The organism is Aeromicrobium sp. 9AM (assembly GCF_902506105.1).
Classification (GTDB): Bacteria; Actinomycetota; Actinomycetes; order Propionibacteriales; family Nocardioidaceae; genus Aeromicrobium.
Genome location: NZ_LR733303.1, coordinates 172,624 through 192,492 on the forward strand (window position 1 = coordinate 172,624; position 19,869 = coordinate 192,492).

The following is a 19,869-nucleotide window of genomic DNA, read 5'->3' on the forward strand; positions in this document are numbered from 1 at the left end:
CCGGTCCTTGAGCCTGTCGAAAGGACGCCCTTTCGACAGGCTCGCCCGGGGTGCGCAGTCAGGGGCGCCGGCGGCGCAGGTACGCCACGGCGACGGCGGTCAGCAGCGGCCCCCACAGGAGCAGCGGCAGGTAGCAGGCCGTCACGATCACGGACTGAACCCCGTTGAAGTAGTCGTAGAACTCGCTGCCGGCCATGCCCCAGAACACCCAGGTCCAGAGCGCCGTGAGGAACGTGGCCCCGGCGATGGCCGGGACGAAGGCGGCGAGCGGACGTACGGGTCGCCGGCCGATCAGCGGGATCCACCGCGGCACGACCTCGCCCCATGGCTGGACGAGCCCGAGCGTCATCAACGCTGCGCCCTCCGACACGAGCGACAGCGAGACGATGTAGACCCGCATCCAGAAGCCGCCGACCTCGGCATTGGTCAGGGGCAGCCCGACCACGAGGCCGATCCGCCACAAGCCGGAGGGCAACGTGAGCAGCGGAACGAGGTGCGCGATGCGCCGGATCTGCGGAGAGGCCTCGAGGGGCCTGGCGTCGAGAGTTGTCATGCGTCCAGCCTGCTCGAGGACGACGCCCTGCCCATCCCTCCGGCGAGCGATTCCACTCCCTCGGGTGAGCGGGTCCGGCGGTGGTACGAGAGTGCGGTGACGCCCAGGGCGGCGCCCCACACGACGTACGCGGGGACGGCGACCCAGAAGAAGGTCTCGGGCAGGTCCATCCGGGCGTCCGGCGGGAACGGGTTGCGGCCGTGGAGCCGCTCGACGACCATCTGGCCGAGCATGACGCCGAAGTAGGTGACGATCATGACGGAGACGCCGACGCCCGGCCAGAGCACGAGCCGGCGCGGCACCCGCCGGCCGGCGAGACCCACGACCCACCGCGGCCACACCATGCCCCAGGAATGCACCAGCGCGAGCGGCAGCAGTGTCCCGGCGAGGACGAAGCAGCCCTCGAACGCGATGCCCGACAGCGGCGACTCGTCGAACCCCACGACCGCCTGGGCCGCGATCCGGGTGAGGCAGCCGGCCATCGAGACGTACGCTGCGACGTACGCCCAGCGTGGCGTGCGATCCAGCGGCGTCAGGACGATCTGCAAGCGGTCGAGGACGCGCAGGCGGATGCCCGACTGCTGCCGGAACGACCGCGCCGCGAGTGCGAGCAGCACCCCGCCAACCGCGCAGGCGACGCGGCTGGCCGCTCCCAGGGGGTAGCGGTCGATGCCCATGCCGGGGAACACGTTGCCGATCAGGTCGAGCACGAGCATCACGGACGCGGCGACCAGTGCGAGGGCGACTGCCGTGGCGCCGATCAGGACGGGCAACGCGAATCGGCGACTGGGCCGCAGCATGGCCGCCGCCAGCACGGCCGCTGCGCCGCACAGCGCGATGCCCCACCAGCCGGTGAACACGACCAGGTCGGTCCCGATCGCGGAGAGGTGGGAGGGCGAGCCGTGGAGCTGCCAGTAGGTACGCATGGCGCCATAGGTCAGCGCCCACACCAGTGCGGTGCGGGCCAGGACGTGGTGCTGTTCGGAGGGTGACATGCCTCCACCGTCGTCGAGCCCGCGTTGCCCGGCATCGCTCGTGCGGGGGAGTGCGCTGGCGCACTCGGGGGAGGTCAGCGGGTCGTGATGAACCCGGTCTCGTACGCCTCGATGACGGCCTGCAGCCGGTCTCGGACACCGAGCTTGGCCAGCACGTTGCTGACATGGGTCTTGACGGTCTCCACCGTGACGAAGAGCTCCTGGGCGATCTCGGAGTTGCTCGCGCCCTGCGCGACGAGGCGGAGCACCTGCTCCTCGCGCTCGGTCAGGGACCACCGCCGAGCTCGAGGCGGCGTGCCGAGGTGGCTGCCGGCCATCGAGCGGATCGCCGCAGGGAACAGCAGCGACTCGCCGCGGGCCACGATGCGGATCGCGTCGACGACCTGCTCGGGTCCGGCGCGCTTGAGCAGGAATCCGCTCGCGCCGGCACGCAGGGCGTCGTAGACGTACTCGTCGTTCTCGAACGTCGTGACGACGATGACGTGGGGCGGCTCGTCGAACGCCGCGAGCAGCAGCTCCGTTGCCCGGATGCCGTCGATGCGGGGCATGCGTACGTCCATCAGCACGACGTCGGGTCGCTCGCGCCGGATGAGCGGCACGACCTCGGTGCCGTCGACCGCCTCACCGACGACCTCGAGGTCGTCCTCGGCATCGACGACGGCCCTGAGGCCTCGGCGGATCAACGGCTCGTCGTCGACGATCAGGACCCTCGTCACGGCTCGACCGGGATCGTCACGTCGAGGCGCCAGCGGCCGTCGACCTCGCGGGCGGCGACCGTGCCGCCGCGGCTCTGGATGCGCTCGCTCATCCACCGGAGTCCTCGTCCGCCCGACGGCCGCGCCGGGAGCGGACGGGCCGGCATCGGGTTCGACACGTGGATGCGTATGGAGTCGTCGTCGGCCGCGAGCCGCAGCGCGACCGGCACCGGTCCGGCGTGCCGCAACACGTTGCTGAGACCCTCCTGGGTTGCGAGGAACGCGTCGCGGGAGACAGGCTCAGGCAACGCGGCGATCGGCCCGGCGAGCTCGGCCTCGATCACGAGGCCGGCCGCCTGACTCTGGCCGATCAGCGCGTCGATGTCGTCGAGCGTCCGCCGATGACCGGGCGGGCCGTCGTCACGCAGCGTGGCGAGCGCACCGTCGAGGTCGGCCAGCGCCTGGCTCGCCGCTTGCTCGACAGCCGCGAGCGACTCGCGGGCGAACTCCGGATCGGCATCGAGCAGCTTGCGGGCGGCGCCGGCCTGGATCGTGACGATGCTGAGCGCATGGCCGACCGAGTCGTGCAGCTCGCGAGCCAGCCGGTTGCGCTCCGACAGCTCGCCCGTGACCCGCTCCATCTCGGCGAGCCTGGACGTCGACGAGCGGCCGAGGAGCCGAGGCGCCGCCCACGACATCAGCGCGCCGAGGAGCACCGTGCCGTACGCGAACACGACCAGGCAGCCGGCGCCGACGAGCGCCATGACAGGTTGCGACCGGCCCTGCCACGCGCTGTCGCCGCTCAGGTCGACCACGCCGACTGCGGCGAGCAGGAACGTGATGCCCGAGGGCAGGACGATGATCGTCGCGAAGCCGACGAGCCCGCCACAGAGCAGGTGCAGCGCGAAGAACGCCCCCGCGCGTACCCGGTCGGCGCCGCTGACGGACGACGGGATCAGCTCGGAGGTCAGCGGCCCACGCAGCAGCAGCTTCGCGGCCACGACCTCCAGCTGCCGCACGGCCTCGAGCATCGCCGTCAGTGCGATGGCTGCGAGCACGAGGACGACGCCACCGGCGGCGGCCGCCGTGACGGCAGCGGTGCGCCCGCCCCACGCCGCGACGACGGGGTAGACGCCGACCAGGAGGTAGGGCGTGAACACCGCGCCACCCAGCACGAGGTAGACCCACCGCCGCCACGTGGCGGGCGCCAGTACCTGGAGCAGGGCACGTCCCGGATTCACATCTCGATGTTGCCACGATCGCGGCGGCGGCAGATCCCCTGCACGGGGGAGATGGCCATCGACCACACTTGATTAGCATAGGTAATGAGGTATGCTAAGGATATGCCCACTGACTCGCACCAGCTCGCTCGGTCGGTGGCCCGTCTCAACCGTCGCCTCCGGCAGGAGCGCCAGACGGACCTGACCCCGACGCAGCTCTCCGTCCTCGGTTCGATCCTCAAGCTCGGCCCGTCCACGCCGAGCGCGATCGCCGCACACGAGAGGGTCCAGCCGCCCTCCATCACCCGCACCCTCACGTGCCTCGTCGACGAGGGCCTCGCGATCCGCGAGCCGCACCCCGACGACGGCCGCCAGGTGCTCATCTCGGTGTCCGACAAGGGCGACGCCGTGCTGGCCGAGGAGCGCGTACGCCGCGACGAGTGGCTCGCGCAGCGCCTCGCCGAGCTCACGACCGCCGAGCGCAAGACGTTGAGGGAGGCGACCGCACTGCTGGAACGGTTGGCTGCAAGTTGACCACCCCACGAAACCGCTCGCGGAGTTCCGACGTGATCGCTTCCACGGGCTCACGCTTTCGCGGGGACCCCGGATGAGCCCCACGTTCAGGGCGCTGTCGATCCGCAACTATCGCATCTACGCGATCGGCGCCTTTGTCTCCAACATCGGCACGTGGATGCAGCGCGTCGCGCAGGACTGGCTGATCCTGCAGCTGACCCACAGCGGCACGGCGCTCGGCATCACGACCGGCCTCCAGCTGCTGCCGGTCCTGCTGTTCTCGCCGATCGCCGGCGTCGTGGCCGACCGGGTGCCCAAGCGCACCGTGCTGCGGTTCACGCAGGCCGCCATGGCGATCCCCGCTGCGCTCCTCGGCATCCTCGCGATCACGGGCGTCGTCCAGGCGTGGCACGTGTACGCCCTGGCGTTCGTGTTCGGCATCGGCACGGCGTTCGACGCCCCGGCGCGGCAGTCGTTCGTCGTGGAGATGGTCGGCCGGGACGACCTGGCCAACGCGGTGGGCCTCAACTCCGCCTCGTTCAACTCCGCCCGCATGATCGGTCCGGCGGTCGCCGGTGTCCTGATCGCGGCCCTCGGCTCGGGCGTACGCGCCACCGGGTGGGTCATTTTGGCCAACGCGATCAGCTACGTCGCGGTGTTCGTGTCGCTCCAGCTCCTCGACGGCAGCCGCCTGCGCCCGTCGCCGGTCACCGGCACCCGCAAGGGCGCCGTGCGAGACGGCGTCCGGTACGTACGCTCGCGGCCCGACCTCATCCTGATCCTGACCTGTGTCTTCTTCGTCGGCACGTTCGGCATGAACTTCCAGATGACGAGCGCCCTGATGGCTACCGAGGTGTTCCACAAGGGTGCGGGCGAGTACGGCATCCTCGCTTCGATCATGGCCGTCGGCTCGCTGGCAGGAGCCCTGCTCGCAGCTCGGCGGGCGCGTCCCCGGCTCATTTTCGTCGTGCTCGCCGGCGCCGCCTTCGCAGTCGTCGAGATCATCTCGGGCCTGATGCCGGGCTACGCGACCTTCGCCGCGATCCTGCCGCTGCTTGGCCTGTGTGCGCTGACGATGGTCACGTCGGCCAATGCCATGATCCAGATGACGACGAGCCCGATGATGCGCGGCCGGGTCGCGGCGCTCTACCTGATGATCTTCATGGGCGGCACCCCGTTCGGCGCGCCGCTGATCGGCTGGGTCGGCGAGGAGTTCGGCGCACGCTGGATGCTGATCGGCGGCGGAGCGGTCTCGTTGCTCGGCATCACCGCCGGCACGCTCTGGTACCTGCACAAGCAGGACATCCACCGCCCCGAGCTGCAGACCGTCGCCCGGGACATGCGCTGGCCCGGCCGACCGGTCAGGACGACGTCTCTTCCCTAGGGCTGCTCAGCCTTCGGCGGCGATCGCGGCCTTGAGCTCGGCGAGCTTCTCCGCGGTGATCCGGCCCTCGGCGTGCAGGGCCTCGAGGGTCGCGATGCGGGACTCCTTGGTGTCGGCGGTGGGTTCTGCGCCCGGGGCCGAGACGAGGGCCTGGTGGATCATCGCCTGGAGCTGGCCGACGTCGACGACGTCCGACGCCTTGGGTCGCTGACGCCAGGCCGCCGCGACGGCTCGCAGGTCGACACCCGAAGAGGGCCCACCCTTCGCGCGTACGCACAAGAGCCGCAGCACCGCCCAGGCGAGCGAGAGGACGACCGCCAGCACGAAGAACGCCACCGTGACCAGCACCGGGTGGTCGAGCACATCCCAGACGTCCATGCCCAGACAGTAGTGCCGGACGCCGGCGAATCAGCGATATCCTGAGTGAATGTCCTTGTCCGATGCCCTCGCGCGTTCCGTCGACGTGGTCACTCCCGACCTCATCGAGGTGCGCCGCGAGCTGCACGCCTATCCCGAGCTCTCGTGGCACGAGGAGCGTACGACCGACCTGGTCGCGACGTGGATGGACAAGAGCGGCATCTCCTACGAACGCTTCGAGGGCACGGGCCTGGCGGCCGAGATCGGCCCCGACGGCGGCCCGATCGTGGCACTGCGGGCCGACCTCGACGGCCTGCCGGTGGTCGACACGTCCCAGGACCCGTGGAAGTCGAGCGTCCCCGGCGTCTCGCACTCCTGCGGTCACGACGTCCACGTCGCTGCCCTGTTGGGCGCTGCCGTGGCACTGGCCCAGGCCGACGCCGACGAGAAGCTGCCGGTGCGCGTGCGCCTGATCTTCCAGCCCGCCGAGGAGGTCATGCCCGGCGGCGCGCTCAAGCTGCTGGCCGCTGGCGCGCTGCGCGGCGTCTCGCGCATCTTCGCGCTGCACTGCGACCCGTCGCTCGACGTCGGCCACGTGGGCCTGCGAGAAGGCCCGATCACCGGTGCCTCCGACCACATCCACGTGCAGCTCAGCGGCCGCGGCGGACACACCTCGCGCCCGCACCTCACCGAGGACCTCACCTACGCCCTCGGCAGCCTGCTGACCCAGCTGCCGGCCGTGCTGTCCCGGCGGTTCGACCCGCGCGCGGGCGCCAGCATGGTCTGGGGCCAGATCCACTCCGGCAACGCGGCCAACGTCATCCCGTCGACGGGCGAGCTCAGCGGCACGCTCCGCATGCTCGATGCCGCGGCGTGGCACCAGGCCGAGCACCTCGTGCGCGGCCTGATCAGCGACATCATCGAGCCGTTCGGCGTCAGTGCCGACGTGACCTACACGCGTGGCGTCCCGCCTGTCGTCAACGACTTCGGCGCGACCGAGATCATGCGCCGCGCGGTGACCCAGGCGATCGGCCCCAGTGGCGTCGCATCGACCGCGCAGAGCCTCGGCGGGGAGGACTTCGCCTGGTACGTCGAGGCCGTGCCGGGTGCGATGGGCCGGCTGGGCACCCGTACGCCCGACGGTCCGACGTACGACCTGCACCAGGGCAACCTGCGGATCGACGAGCGCGCCATCGCGATCGGCGCCAAGGTGCTGGCCTGCGCCGCAGTGAGCTAGCGAGCGCAGCGAGTCTGCCTCACTGCGCGCTAACGAAGTGGGAGCGCTCACGCCGAAGGCGTCAGATGCGAAGCGTGGTGAGGTGACTCCCCAACGTGGGGAGAGGTTACGAATCGGTATCAACTGCGTTGAATGTCCCTGTGCCGCTCCCGCATGGCCCGTGTGACAACTAGGGTCTGAGGACGTGCCGGGCTCCCCGGCTCTACCGAGGAGGAATTTTGCGTCGATTGACCAAGCTTTCCGCCGTAGCTGCCGTTGCCGCGCTCGCTCTTGCGGGCTGCGGAAGCAGCGACAGTGGCGGCAGTGACGGTGGGAACAAGCCCGCCGCCAGCAAGGACGTCTGCAAGACCGCCAAGGGCGATGGACCGAAGATCGGTCTCGCCTACGACGTCGGCGGACGCGGCGACCAGTCGTTCAACGACTCGGCGTACGTCGGCCTCAAGAAGGCCGTCGAGGAGTTCGACGCGACCTGTGTCGAGGGTGAGGCGGCCGATGGTGAGGCCGAGTCCGCTCGCGAGGACCGTCTGCGCAACTTCGCCGAGAACGGCGCCACGACCATCATCGGTGTCGGCTTCGCCTACAGCGACTCGGTCAACAAGGTCGCGCCCGACTTCCCGGACGTCCACTTCGGCGTGATCGACGGTTTCGATCCCGACAAGGACGTCAACAAGAACGTCGCCTACCTCGGCTTCGCCGAGGAGCAGGGCTCCTTCCTCGTCGGCGTCGCCGCTGCCGAGAAGAGCAAGTCCGGCACGATCGGCTTCGTCGGTGGCGTCCACAACGACCTCATCAAGAAGTTCGAGGCCGGCTACACCGCGGGTGCCAAGGCTGCCAAGCCCGACATCAAGGTCGAGGTCGCCTACATCCAGGAGTCCGACCTCAAGGGCTTCGGCGATCCGGCCGGTGGCAAGGCTGCCGCGACGGGCGAGTTCGACAAGGGTGCTGACGTCGTCTACCACGCTGCTGGTGGCTCGGGCTCCGGTGTCTTCGACGCCGCGGTCGATGCCGGCGACGGCAAGTGGGCCATCGGTGTCGACTCCGACCAGTACCTGACGGCGACCGCCGCCCAGAAGCCGCACATCCTGACGTCGATGCTCAAGCGCGTCGATACCGCGACGTACGACTTCGTGAAGTCGGTCAACGACGACAAGGCGCTGACCAGCTACCAGGTCTACGACCTCAAGGCTGACGGCGTCGGCTACGCGACGTCCGGTGGCTTCGTGGACGACATCGCCTCTGACATCGACGGCTACAAGGCCAAGATCATCAGCGGCGAGATCAAGGTCCCGACCACTCCGTAGGGAGTGTTCGACCAGTACAGACGAGCCTGGGCTGGGCGCGGTAGCGTTCAGCCCAGGTTCGTACCTTTTTGTGTCACGAATCAGCGTGTGACTTGTTGCGGGAGGAGTGTCCGTGCCATCAGAAGTGGATGCGGTGAGGCTGCGAGGGATCGGCAAACGGTTCCCCGGTGTGATCGCCAACCATGACGTGGATGTGACCATCCGCTCAGGCACGGTGCATGCCTTGATCGGCGAGAACGGCGCCGGCAAGTCGACGCTGATGAAGATCCTCTACGGCGTGCAGAAGCCCGATGACGGCACGATCGAGATCAACGGCAACGAGGTCGTCCTCAAGTCGCCGACCGACGCGATCGACAACGGCGTGGGCATGGTGTTCCAGCACTTCATGCTGGCCGACAACCTCACTGTGCTCGAGAACATGGTGCTCGGCGCCGAGAAGCTGCACGGCATCGGCGACAACGCCCGCGCCGAGATCCGCCGCATCTCCGACCGCTTCGGCTTCGAGCTGGAGCCCGACGTGCTGGTCGAGCGGCTCGGTGTCGCGGCCCGCCAGCGGCTCGAGATCGCCAAGGTGCTCTACCGCGGCGCCAAGATCATCATCCTCGACGAGCCGACCGCCGTCCTCGTGCCGCAGGAGGTCGACGCGCTGTTCGCCAACCTGCGCGAGCTCCGCAGCGCCGGCAACTCCGTGCTGTTCATCTCGCACAAGCTCGACGAGGTCCTCGCGATCGCCGACGACATCACGGTCATGCGACGCGGCACGACCGTCGGCACTGCCGATCCCAAGACCGCGACCAAGCACGAGCTCGCCGAGCTGATGGTCGGCTCCGAACTGCCGTCGCCGGAGACCGGCGAGTCGACCGTGACGGACGTCGTCGAGCTCGAGCTGCACGACGTCACGCTGACCGACGAGTTCGGCCGCAACCTGCTGAGCGACATCTCGCTCGCGATCCACCGCGGCGAGATCCTCGGCATCGCCGGCGTCGAGGGCAACGGCCAGTCCGAGCTCGTCGAGGCCATCATGGGCATGCACATCCCGACGAGCGGGCGGATCACGCTGAGCGGTGAGGACGTCACGCGCTGGCACACCCGCAAGCTCCGCGAGGCGGGGATCGGCTACATCCCCGAGGACCGTCACCGCCACGGCCTGCTGCTCGACTCGCCCCTGTGGGAGAACCGCATCCTCGGCCACCAGACCGAGGCGCCCAACGTCAAGGGACCGTGGATCAACCGCTCCGGTGCCCGCAAGGACACGACCCGCATCGTCGAGGAGTACGACGTACGCGCGCCCGGCATCGACACGCTCGCCCGTGCCCTGTCCGGTGGCAACCAGCAGAAGCTCATCGTGGGCCGCGAGATGAGCGGTGACCCCAAGCTGCTGATCGCCTCGCACCCGACGCGCGGCGTCGATGTCGGCGCCCAGGCCGCGATCTGGGGGCACATCAAGCGCGCACGCAAGGCCGGCCTCGCAGTCCTGCTGATCTCGGCCGACCTCGACGAGCTGATCGGCCTGTCCGACACGATCCAGGTGATCCTGCGCGGCCGCTTCGTCGGCACGTTCGAGCCGTCCACCGTCACGCCGCAGGATCTCGGCGCCGCCATGACCGGAGGGCAGACCGTATGAACAGCGTGCGCTTGCGCAGGGTCGGGATGGCGTTGCTCGCGCCCGCCATCGCGATCGTCGTCTCGGTGCTGGTCACCACGATCGTCATCGCCGCCGTCGGCAGCTCGCCGGGCGACTTCTGGTCCGCAATGTTCAGCGACCCGTCGCCACGGCTGCGGGTCAACATCATCAACCAGACCGCGATGATCTACACGGCGGCCGTGGCCGCCGCGATCGGCTTCCGCATGGGGCTGTTCAACATCGGCATCGAGGGCCAGTACCTCATGGCCTCGTTCGCGGCCGCGTCGTTCGCCGGAGCGGCGTACCTCGGCGGCTTCCTCAACGTCGCGGTGTCGATCATCATCGCGGTCGCGGTCGGCGCCGCATGGGCCGGCATCGCCGGCATCCTGCGCACGACGCGAGGTGTCAGCGAGGTGATCTCCACGATCATGCTCAACGCGATCGCCGTCACGCTCGTCGGCTACCTGGTCGACCGGCACGGCGTGCACGAGGGCAACTCGGTGCACACCAAGACGATCAAGAGCGGCAGCATGGTCAAGGGCTTCACGCCCTACGAGCCCAGGGACGGGCAGGTCTGGGCCCTGTCGATCCTCGCCGTGCTCGTGGGCGTCGGCTTCTGGGTCCTGCTCAACAAGACCCGCTTCGGCTTCGACCTGCGGGCCAGCGGCCAGTCGCAGTCGGCCGCGCTCGCCTCCGGCGTCAACCCCAAGCGCATGATCGTGATCGCGATGATGCTGTCCGGTGGCGTCGCCGGCCTGGTCTGGCTGCCCGCGTTGTTCGGTGACGCCGGCTCGTACGGCACCTCCTACCAGTCGCAGCTCGGCTTCCTGGGCATCGCGGTCGCACTGCTGGGCCGCAACCGGCCGCTCGGGATGCTGTTCGGCGCCGTGCTGTTCGCGTTCCTGTCGGCACAGTCCAACACCCTGACGTTCGGCACCGACGTCTCGCCGAGCATCGTCCAGATCACCCAGGGCGTGGCGGTGCTCGCGGTCGTCGTGGCCTACGAGGTCGTACGCCGATGGCGCACGAGGCTCGAACGCCGCGTCGTGGCCGATGAGGTTCCCGCAGCGACGGAGGCGACGGCATGAGCACCTCGACCACCACGAAGAACGCATCGCCGGGGCTCGTCCAGAGGCTGACGAAGAACTGGTTCTACCTGACGCTGGTCGGCATCGCCGTGGTGTCGCTCGTGCGCATCGTCACCGACACCAACGACCTCGACTCGGCCGGCACGCTTCGCGCGGCGATCATCTCGACCTGCCCGATCCTCATGGCCGCGCTCGGCGGCCTCTGGGCCGAGCGCGCGGGCGTCGTCAACATCGGCCTCGAGGGACAGATGATCCTCGGTACGTGGGGTGCGGCGTTCTTCACCTATCACTACGGGCCGTGGGTGGGCATCCTCGGAGCCGCGCTGCTGGGCATGATCGGCGGTCTGCTGCACGCCGTCGCGACGGTGACGTTCGGCGTGGACCACATCGTGTCGGGCGTCGCGATCAACCTCATCGGCGCGGGGGCGGCGACCTACCTCGCCGAAGCGGTGTTCTCCGACTACGAGGGCGGTGGCCCGCGCCAGCTCATCGGGCTCGATCCGCCGACGATCATCACCAAGACCCCGGTCATCTCCGAGGCAGCGCTCGACCTCGCCGACAAGCACTGGTTCTTCGTGTCGGACGTCGCCTCGGTGGTGGCTGCTCTCACGACCAACATCTCCACGTTGACCTTCATCATCTTCGGGCTCGTCGTGGCTTCGGCGTGGATCCTGTGGCGTACGTCGTTCGGCCTCCGGCTGCGCTCATGCGGTGAGAACCCGCAGGCCGCCGAGACGCTGGGCGTCAACGTCTACCTCTACAAGTACATCGCGGTCCTCGTCTCGGGCGCGCTCGCCGGGATCGGTGGCGGATTCCTCGCCTTGGTCTCGTCAAGCGGTTACGGGGCCGGCCAGACCGGCGGCCGTGGCTACATCGGCCTGGCCGCGATGATCTTCGGCAACTGGCGGCCCGGCGGGTTGCTGATGGGCGCGCTGACGTTCGGCTACACGGACTCGCTGCGCCTGCGCGACACCGACGCCGTCCACGCCCTGCTGCTGCTCGTCGCGCTGGCGCTGCTCCTGATCGCGGCGCTGCGGGCGGTCCGCGGGCAGATCAACGGCGCGATCGTCATGGGTGTCGCCGGCGCGCTGGTCCTGGCCTGGTTCCTGCTGACCGACTCGGTCCCGCGTGAGTTCACGGTCATGACGCCGTACGTCACGACGCTGTTCGTCCTGGCGCTCGGCGCTCAACGCCTGCGAATGCCCGCGGCCGACGGCCAGCAGTATCGAAAAGGCAGCGCGGGTTAGCCATGGCACTGGGAATCTCAGGTCCGGACGACCCGATCGACTGGGAGTCGCTGGCGAAGTATGCGACCGAGGTCATGGGTCGGGCGTACGCGCCCTACTCGGAGTTCAAGGTGGGTGTCGCGGGTCTCGTCGACGACGGCCGCGTCGTGCTGGGCTGCAACGTCGAGAACGCCGCCTACGGCGTCGGGTTGTGCGCCGAGTGCGGCATGGTCTCGGCGCTGCACGCGACCGGCGGCGGCCGCCTGATCGCGGTCGCCTGTGTCGACGCCAAGGGTGCTCCCTTGATGCCGTGCGGCCGGTGCCGCCAGCTGTTGTGGGAGAACGGCGGGCCCGACATGCAGCTCATGACCCCCAGCGGGGTCAAGACGATGACCGAGGTGCTGCCTGACGCGTTCGGGGCCGACGACCTGGACCAGCGTTGACCCGTTACGCGGTCCAGCTCGATCCCGGCAATCCTGACTTCCTGCGCGATCCCTACCCGGTCCTCGCTGCACTGCGGGCCAACGGCCCAGTGCTCTGGCACGAGCCGATGGGCGTGTGGCTGGCGACGACGCACGAGTCGGTCAGCCAGGTCTTGCGCACTCGCGCGTTCGGCCGGCTCTGGACCGACTGGGAGCCGGCCGCCGAGATGGAGCCGTTCAACGCGCTGCACCGCAACCAGATGATGGAGAACGAGCCGCCCGAGCACACGCGACTGCGCAGGCTCGTGGCCGGCGCGTTCGGGCGAGGACACGTCGAGCGCATGAGATCTCGAATCCAAGACCTGGCCACGGAGATGGTGGATGGGTTGTTCGAGCCTGGCGACGACGGACGATCACCCCAGACGGTGGACATCCTCAGTCGCTATGCCGAGCCGATGCCGGTCTATGTCATCGCCGACCTGCTGGGCGTACCCCGTGAGGACCACGTACGCCTGCGCGCGTGGTCGCAGGCCATCGTGCACATGTACGAGCCCAACGTCGATGCCGCCACCAGGGCCGCGGCGATCGAGGCCAGCACGGCGTTCTCCGACTACGTACGCGCGGTCGTCGCCGAGCGGCGTACTGACCTCGGCGACGACCTGATCAGCGACCTGATCACCGAGCGCGGCCGCGGCGCCAAGCTCAGCGACGACGAGCTCGTGGCCTCCGTCGTGCTGCTGCTCAACGCGGGGCACGAGGCATCGGTCAACGTGTTCGGCAACGGCATCCACGCCCTGCTGAGCCACCCTGAGCAGCTCGCCCGCGTGACGTCCGGCGAGGTGCCGATCGACGTCGCGCTCGAGGAGCTCATCCGGTTCGACGCGCCGTTGCAGCTGTTCGAGCGTACGGCCACCAAGGACGTCAAGGTGTGTGGCGAGACGATCAAGGCCGGCCAGAAGATCGCCTGCCTGATGGGGTCGGCCAACCGTGATGCCGACGCGTTCGACGACGCGGACACGTTCGACGTCGGCCGTGATCCCAACCCCCATGTCGGCTTCGGCATGGGCCTGCACTTCTGCCTCGGCGCGCCGCTCGCGCGGCTCGAGCTGCAGATCAGCCTCAAGACCCTGCTCGACCGCTTCCCCCGCCTCGCCTTGGCTGGGGAGGCGCCGCGCCGCCCGACCTGGGTGCTGCGCGGCTTCGAGCGCATCCCCGTCACATCCGGTGGTTGAGGTGCGAAGGCCGCCCGCGGCCGATGGGGGCACCTCCCGCGAGCGCCAGCGAGTGGGGGACTCGAAACCACCACGACCAGGAGACACCGCATGACCGAACCGTTCGATGCCGTTGAAGTGATCGCGGCCAAGCGCGACAAGCACGAGCTCGACGACGCCCAGATCGACTGGGTCGTCGACGCCTACACCCGCGGGGTCGTCGCCGACGAGCAGATGTCGGCGCTCGCGATGGCCATCTTGCTCAACGGCATGAACCGGCGCGAGATCAGCAGGTGGACCGGCGCGATGATCGCCAGCGGTGAGCGCATGGACTTCTCGTCGCTGTCGTGGGGCACCGCCGACAAGCACTCCACGGGGGGCGTCGGCGACAAGATCACGCTCCCGCTCGCACCGCTGGTCGCGGCCTGCGGTGTCGCGGTGCCGCAGCTGTCGGGTCGGGGCCTGGGCCACACCGGCGGAACGCTCGACAAGCTCGAGGCGATCCCCGGCTGGCGGGCGGCGCTGACCAACGACGAGATGATGGCGCAGCTGGAGGACGTCGGTGCCGTGATCTGTGCGGCGGGCCCGGGCCTGGCACCGGCCGACAAGAAGCTCTACGCGCTGCGGGACGTCACCGGCACGGTCGAGGCGATCCCGCTGATCGCCAGCTCGATCATGAGCAAGAAGATCGCCGAGGGCACCGGCGCCCTGGTGCTCGACGTCAAGGTCGGCTCCGGAGCCTTCATGAAAACCGAGCCCATGGCGCGGGAGCTCGCGGAGACCATGGTCGCCCTCGGCAATGATGCGGGCGTCACGACCGTCGCGCTGCTCACCGACATGTCGACCCCGCTGGGCCTGACCGCCGGCAACGCCTGCGAGGTCGCCGAGTCCGTCGAGGTGCTCGCCGGCGGCGGCCCCGCCGATGTCGTCGAGCTGACCGTCGAGCTGGCCCGCGAGATGCTCACCGCTGCTGGCAAGGGCGACGTCGATCCTGCGGACGTACTCGCCTCAGGCGCCGCGATGGACGTGTGGAAGCGCATGATCTCCGCTCAAGGCGGCGACCCTGACGCGGCACTCCCCACCCCCAAGGAGACGCACGTGATCACCGCACCCACGTCGGGCACACTGACCCGTCTCGACGCCCTGAGCGTGGGCGTGGCGGCCTGGCGCCTCGGCGCCGGGCGATCCCGCCCGGGCGAGCAGGTGCAGGCCGCAGCGGGCGTCGTGATGCATGCCAAGCCCGGCGACCAGGTCACCGCAGGTCAGCCCCTGCTGACGCTGCAGACCGACACCCCGGAGCGGTTCGAGCGCGCGGTTGCAGCGCTCGACGAGGGGTACGACATCGGCACGGGGTCGCCGGACGTACCGTCCGTCGTGATCGACCGCATTCGTTAGGTTGAGGTATGCGCATCTTGAACAACAGCAAAGAGATCGCGGCGGCCGCCGGAGAAGAGCTCGGTGTCAGCGAGTGGGTGGCGATCACGCAGGAGCGGATCGACCTGTTCGCGGATGCGACGGGTGACCGCCAGTGGATCCACGTCGACCCAGAGCGTGCCGCGGACGGGCCGTTCGGTGCCACGGTCGCGCACGGCTATCTCACGCTGTCGATGCTGCCGTTCCTCGGAGCGCAGGTCTACGCGTTCGCAGGTGACGTCGCACGGGTCAACTACGGCCTCAACAAGGTGCGATTCGTCTCGCCCGTGCTCGTTGGCTCCAAGGTGCGCAACCGCGTCGAGCTGCTCGAGGTCGAGGAGATCGAGAAGGGTCAGCGGGCGACGTTGCAGCACACCGTCGAGATCAAGGGCAAGGACAAGCCGGCCTGCGTGGCGGAGACCGTCGTGCTGCTCATGGCGTCATGACACGATGACCCTGTGAGTGCCACTTCCGAACAGATCGCCAAGGCCCCCAAGGTCGCCCTCCACGAGCACCTCGACGGAGGTGTACGCCCGGCCACGATCGTCGAGATCGCCGACGAGATCGGCCACGACCTGCCGGCCGGTGACGCGGAGTCTCTCGGCGTCTGGTTCGAGGAGGCGTCGAGCTCGGGTTCGCTCGAGCGATACCTCGAGACCTTCATCCACACCGTCGCGGTGATGCAGCGGCCAGAGGACCTGGCCCGCGTCGCCCGCGAAGCCGTCGTCGATCTTGCCACCGACGGCGTCGTCTACGCCGAGCTGCGGTGGGCGCCCGAGCAGCACCTGTCGGCCGGACTCTCGCTCACCGAGACCGTCGAGGCCGTGCAGGAGGGCATCGTCAAGGGTCAGGAGGAGGCGGCCGGACTCGGCCACCCGATCGTCGTTGGTCAGCTGCTCACGGCGATGCGGCACGCCAAGCGCGGGCTCGAGATCGCCGAGGTGGCCGTCCAGTACCGCGATCGCGGCGTCGCGGGCTTCGACATCGCCGGCGCCGAGGACGGCTTCCCGCCGATCCTGCACCTCGAGGCGTTCGAGTACCTCCGCCGCGAGAACGCCCATTTCACGATCCACGCCGGCGAGGCGTTCGGCCTGCCGTCGATCTGGCAGGCCATCCAGCGATGCGGTGCCGAGCGTCTCGGTCACGGGGTGCGCATCGTCGACGACATCGACTTCGACGCCCCGGGCGGTCCCGTCCTCGGTCGCCTCGCGGCCTACATCCGCGATCGTCGCATCCCGCTCGAGATGTGCCCGTCGTCCAACCTGCAGACCAACGCCGTGCCCGACATGAGCTCGATCGCGGATCACCCGATCGGCAAGCTCAAGGACCTCGGCTTCCGTGTCACGGTCAACTGCGACAACCGGCTCATGAGCGGTACGTCGATGAGCCGGGAGTTCCAGCTCCTGGTCGACGCGTTCAGCTACGAGCTCAGCGACCTGCGCTGGTTCACGATCAACGCGATGAAGAGTGCGTTCCTGCCGTTCGACCAGCGCCTCGCGATCATCAACGACGTCATCAAGCCCCAGTACGCCGCGTTGTAGATCCGTTCCCTAAGGAGGCCGTCCACGGCCGACTGGGAGCGAGCTCTGCGAGCGAAGGGTGGTGAGGTGTCATGCTCGCTCGAGACTTTCGGCGTACGTCCCTTCGGTCGCTCGTTCCTCGCTCCCTCCCGCTCCTCGCAGAGCTCGTCGCTAGGGGACGTTGTTACGCCACGGTCCAGGCGTCGGGGCCGTCGAGCAGGTCCTGCAACGACGGGGTGTCGCCGGCGAGGGTGGCCTGCTCGCGGCTGAGGTCGTCGTACGCCGGACGGTCGACCTGTCGGAAGATGCCGATCGGCGCCCGGTGGACGACGCCGGCGTCGGTGATGCGGGACAGCGCGAACGCCGTGGTGGCATCCGGCGCGTGGGCGTCGTGGACCAGCACGTCGCCGGCGTTGGAGTCGTCGACCTCGACCACCTCGACACCACCCCCGGCCGTACGGACGACGCCGAGGTGGCCGTCGGCGCCGAACCGGATCGGCTCACCGTGCACGAGCGGGATGATCGCGTCGTCCCGGGTCTCCGGATCCTTGACGGCATCGAATGCGCCATCGTTGAAGATCGGGCAGTTCTGGTAGATCTCGACCAGCGACGTGCCGCGGTGCCGCGCCGCTGCCGAGAGCACCGCCGTGAGGTGCTTGCGGTCGGAGTCGATCGTGCGGGCCACGAACGTGGCCTCGGCACCGAGCGCGAGCGACAGGGGGTTGAGGGGTGCGTCGATCGAGCCATACGGAGTGGACTTGGTGACCTTGCCGGGCTCGGAGGTGGGGGAGTACTGGCCCTTGGTGAGCCCGTAGATGCGGTTGTTGAACAGCAGGATCGTCATGTTGACGTTGCGACGCAGCGCGTGGATCAGGTGGTTGCCGCCGATCGACAGCGCATCGCCGTCGCCCGTCACGACCCACACGCTGAGGTCACCGCGGGTCGTCGCGATCCCGGTCGCGATCGCGGGTGCGCGCCCGTGGATCGAGTGCATGCCGTAGGTGTCGAGGTAGTAGGGGAAGCGGGCGGCGCAGCCGATGCCGGAGATGAACACGATGTTCTCGCGGCGCAGCCCCAGCTCGGGCATGAAGCCCTGCACGGCGGCGAGGATCGCGTAGTCGCCGCACCCGGGGCACCAGCGGACCTCCTGGTCGGAGGAGAACTCCTTGCGGGTCTGTGGCTCGTCGGTCGTGGGTACGCCCTCGAGCCCGTGCCCGGGCATGCCAAGATCGATGCTCATTCGCCCTCCTTGATGCACAGCTCGATGAAGTGCTGGCCGAGCTCGGCGGCGCCGAAGGGCATGCCGCGCACGGCGTTGTAGCCCTCGGCGTCGACGAGGTACTTGGCGCGCAGCAGGCCGCGGAGCTGGCCGAGGTTCATCTCCGGCACGATGACCCGGTCGTACGCCGCGAGCACCTCGCCGAGATTGGCCGGGAACGGGTTGAGGTGCCGAAGGTGCGCTTGCGCGATGCGGTGCCCTGCGACGCGCGCCCGGCGGCAGCCCGCGCCGATCGGGCCGTAGGTCGAGCCCCAGCCGATCACGAGGATCTTGGCGTGGCCGTCAGGGTCGTCGACCTCGATCTCGGGGATCGTGTTGGCGATGCCGTCGATCTTGGCCTGACGCAGCCGGACCATGTGGTCGTGGTTGGCCGGGTCGTACGAGATGTCGCCCGTGCCGTCGGCCTTCTCCAACCCGCCGATGCGGTGCTCGAGGCCGGCGACGCCCGGCGGGGCCCACGGCCGGGCGAGGGTCTGCGGGTCGCGGTCGTACGGCATGAACGCGACGTCGGGGTCGGCCGTCGCGAAGCCGGGCTCGATCCGCGGCAGCGATGCGACATCCGGCAGGCTCCACGGCTCGGAGCCGTTGGCGAGGTAGCCGTCGGACAGCAGGATGACCGGGGTCCGGTAGGTGATCGCGATCCGCGCGGCCTCGAGAGCCGCGTCGAAGCAGTCGGCGGGGGACTGCGCCGCGACGACCGGCACGGGCGCCTCGCCGTTGCGGCCGTTCATCGCCTGCAACAGGTCGGACTGCTCGGTCTTGGTCGGCAGGCCGGTCGACGGGCCACCACGCTGCACGTCGATGATGACGAGAGGCAGCTCGAGCATCACCGCGAGGCCGATCGTCTCGCCCTTGAGCGCGAGCCCCGGCCCCGAGGTCGTGGTGACACCGAGCGCGCCACCGAAGCTCGCGCCGAGGGTCGCGCCGATGCCGGCGATCTCGTCCTCGGCCTGGAACGTGGTGACGCCGAACGCCTTGTGCTTCGACAGCTCGTGAAGGATGTCGGACGCCGGGGTGATGGGGTAGGCGCCGAGGAACACCTGCAGGCCCGACAGCTGGCCGGCGGCGACGACGCCGTACGACAGCGCGGTGTTGCCGGTGATGTTGCGATAGCGCCCGGACGGGATCACGGCGGGCTTGACGACATACCTGACGGCGAACGACTCGGTCGTCTCGCCGTAGTTGTAGCCCGTGCGCAGGGCCGCCACGTTGGCGTCGCGGATGGCGGGCGCACCGGCGAACTTCTTGTCGAGGAACGCGATGCTGCCGTCGATCGGCCGGCCGAACATCCAGCTGACAAGACCCAGGGCGAACATGTTCTTGGCCCGCGACGCGTCCTTGCGTGAGAGGCCGAACTCCTCGACGGCGCCGACCGTCAGGCCGGTCAGGTCGATCGCGTGCAGCTGGTAGTCGCTGAGCGATCCGTCCTCGAGCGGGTTGGAGTCGTAGCCGACCCGCTTGAGGTTGCGGGTGGTGAACTCGTGGGCGTCGACGATCGCGGTGCCACCGGCCTGCAGGTCGCCGATGTTGGCCTTGAGCGCGGCAGGGTTCATCGCGACCAGGACGTCGGGATGGTCGCCCGGCGTGAGGATGTCGTAGTCGGCGAAGTGGATCTGGAACGACGAGACGCCCGGCAGGGTGCCGGCCGGCGCGCGGATCTCAGCGGGGAAGTTGGGCAGCGTCGACAGGTCGTTGCCGAAGTCCGCCGTCTCCTGCGTGAACCGGTCACCCGTCAGCTGCATGCCGTCGCCGGAGTCACCGGCAAAACGTATGACGACACGGGTGAGCTCTTCCGTCGACCTGGACGTCGTCATCGCCACCTGCCTTCGTG

19 protein-coding genes are annotated in these 19,869 nt (G+C 69.2%); 12 read left to right on the top strand and 7 right to left on the bottom strand.

The window, feature by feature from the left end:
• Positions 1–58: 58 nt before the first annotated feature.
• The 4 genes from BOSE46_RS00900 to BOSE46_RS00915 all read right to left on the bottom strand — a co-directional run bounded on the left by BOSE46_RS00900 (position 59) and on the right by BOSE46_RS00915 (position 3,484).
• Positions 59–553, bottom strand: a complete 495-nt coding sequence (locus BOSE46_RS00900; protein WP_159537359.1) for a hypothetical protein — start codon at positions 551–553, stop codon at positions 59–61.
• Positions 550–1,548, bottom strand: a complete 999-nt coding sequence (locus BOSE46_RS00905; RefSeq protein WP_159537361.1) for a hypothetical protein — start codon at positions 1,546–1,548, stop codon at positions 550–552. Before BOSE46_RS00905 ends, BOSE46_RS00900 begins: the two co-directional genes overlap by 4 nt.
• Before the next feature lie 74 nt (positions 1,549–1,622).
• Complete coding sequence (locus BOSE46_RS00910; RefSeq protein ID WP_159537363.1) at positions 1,623–2,264, bottom strand: response regulator transcription factor; 642 nt, start codon at positions 2,262–2,264, stop codon at positions 1,623–1,625.
• Entirely contained in the window at positions 2,261–3,484 is a 1,224-nt protein-coding gene (locus tag BOSE46_RS00915) for a sensor histidine kinase (protein ID WP_159537365.1), read from the bottom strand. The genes BOSE46_RS00910 and BOSE46_RS00915 overlap by 4 nt, the downstream gene beginning before the upstream one ends.
• 102 nt (positions 3,485–3,586) lie before the next feature.
• Here BOSE46_RS00915 and BOSE46_RS00920 point away from each other — a divergent pair, with 102 nt between their 5' ends.
• Positions 3,587–3,997 (top strand): MarR family winged helix-turn-helix transcriptional regulator, encoded by a 411-nt coding sequence (locus BOSE46_RS00920; RefSeq protein WP_159537367.1) that lies wholly within the window; start codon positions 3,587–3,589, stop codon positions 3,995–3,997.
• 73 nt (positions 3,998–4,070) lie between these two features.
• A complete protein-coding gene (locus BOSE46_RS00925) occupies positions 4,071–5,360 on the top strand; it encodes an MFS transporter (protein WP_159537369.1) in 1,290 nt (429 codons plus the stop codon).
• 6 nt (positions 5,361–5,366) lie between these two features.
• Here the strand turns inward: BOSE46_RS00925 and BOSE46_RS00930 are convergent, their stop codons facing one another.
• Complete coding sequence (locus tag BOSE46_RS00930) at positions 5,367–5,738, bottom strand: hypothetical protein (protein WP_159537371.1); 372 nt, start codon at positions 5,736–5,738, stop codon at positions 5,367–5,369.
• Between the two features lie 49 nt (positions 5,739–5,787).
• Between BOSE46_RS00930 and BOSE46_RS00935 the strand changes: the two genes are divergently transcribed.
• The 10 genes from BOSE46_RS00935 to BOSE46_RS00980 all read left to right on the top strand — a co-directional run bounded on the left by BOSE46_RS00935 (position 5,788) and on the right by BOSE46_RS00980 (position 16,780).
• Positions 5,788–6,954 carry an amidohydrolase gene (locus BOSE46_RS00935; RefSeq protein WP_159537373.1) on the top strand — a complete coding sequence of 389 codons (1,167 nt, stop codon included), beginning with the start codon at positions 5,788–5,790 and terminating at the stop codon, positions 6,952–6,954.
• A gap of 227 nt (positions 6,955–7,181) precedes the next feature.
• On the top strand, positions 7,182–8,255 hold the full coding sequence (locus BOSE46_RS00940; RefSeq protein ID WP_236551572.1) for a BMP family protein: 1,074 nt from the start codon (positions 7,182–7,184) through the stop codon (positions 8,253–8,255).
• A gap of 112 nt (positions 8,256–8,367) precedes the next feature.
• The gene (locus tag BOSE46_RS00945) at positions 8,368–9,879 is read left to right on the top strand and encodes an ABC transporter ATP-binding protein (RefSeq protein WP_201299465.1); all 1,512 of its coding nucleotides are present in this window, start codon (positions 8,368–8,370) and stop codon (positions 9,877–9,879) included.
• Complete coding sequence (locus tag BOSE46_RS00950) at positions 9,876–10,967, top strand: ABC transporter permease (protein ID WP_159537379.1); 1,092 nt, start codon at positions 9,876–9,878, stop codon at positions 10,965–10,967. Before BOSE46_RS00945 ends, BOSE46_RS00950 begins: the two co-directional genes overlap by 4 nt.
• A complete protein-coding gene (locus BOSE46_RS00955) occupies positions 10,964–12,214 on the top strand; it encodes an ABC transporter permease (RefSeq protein ID WP_159537381.1) in 1,251 nt (416 codons plus the stop codon). The genes BOSE46_RS00950 and BOSE46_RS00955 overlap by 4 nt, the downstream gene beginning before the upstream one ends.
• A gap of 2 nt (positions 12,215–12,216) precedes the next feature.
• Positions 12,217–12,636 carry a cytidine deaminase gene (locus tag BOSE46_RS00960; protein WP_159537383.1) on the top strand — a complete coding sequence of 140 codons (420 nt, stop codon included), beginning with the start codon at positions 12,217–12,219 and terminating at the stop codon, positions 12,634–12,636.
• On the top strand, positions 12,633–13,847 hold the full coding sequence (locus BOSE46_RS00965) for a cytochrome P450 (protein WP_159537385.1): 1,215 nt from the start codon (positions 12,633–12,635) through the stop codon (positions 13,845–13,847). The genes BOSE46_RS00960 and BOSE46_RS00965 overlap by 4 nt, the downstream gene beginning before the upstream one ends.
• Before the next feature lie 90 nt (positions 13,848–13,937).
• Positions 13,938–15,221 (top strand): thymidine phosphorylase, encoded by a 1,284-nt coding sequence (locus BOSE46_RS00970; RefSeq protein WP_159537387.1) that lies wholly within the window; start codon positions 13,938–13,940, stop codon positions 15,219–15,221.
• A gap of 8 nt (positions 15,222–15,229) precedes the next feature.
• The gene (locus BOSE46_RS00975) at positions 15,230–15,685 is read left to right on the top strand and encodes a MaoC family dehydratase (protein WP_159537389.1); all 456 of its coding nucleotides are present in this window, start codon (positions 15,230–15,232) and stop codon (positions 15,683–15,685) included.
• Positions 15,686–15,697: 12 nt separating this feature from the next.
• The gene (locus BOSE46_RS00980; RefSeq protein ID WP_159537391.1) at positions 15,698–16,780 is read left to right on the top strand and encodes an adenosine deaminase; all 1,083 of its coding nucleotides are present in this window, start codon (positions 15,698–15,700) and stop codon (positions 16,778–16,780) included.
• A gap of 163 nt (positions 16,781–16,943) precedes the next feature.
• On the opposite strand, the gene BOSE46_RS00985 is transcribed toward BOSE46_RS00980, so the two are convergent.
• Entirely contained in the window at positions 16,944–17,999 is a 1,056-nt protein-coding gene (locus tag BOSE46_RS00985) for a 2-oxoacid:ferredoxin oxidoreductase subunit beta (RefSeq protein ID WP_159537393.1), read from the bottom strand.
• Entirely contained in the window at positions 17,996–19,852 is a 1,857-nt protein-coding gene (locus BOSE46_RS00990; RefSeq protein ID WP_159537395.1) for a 2-oxoacid:acceptor oxidoreductase subunit alpha, read from the bottom strand. Before BOSE46_RS00990 ends, BOSE46_RS00985 begins: the two co-directional genes overlap by 4 nt.
• Between the last annotated feature and the right edge of the window lie 17 nt (positions 19,853–19,869).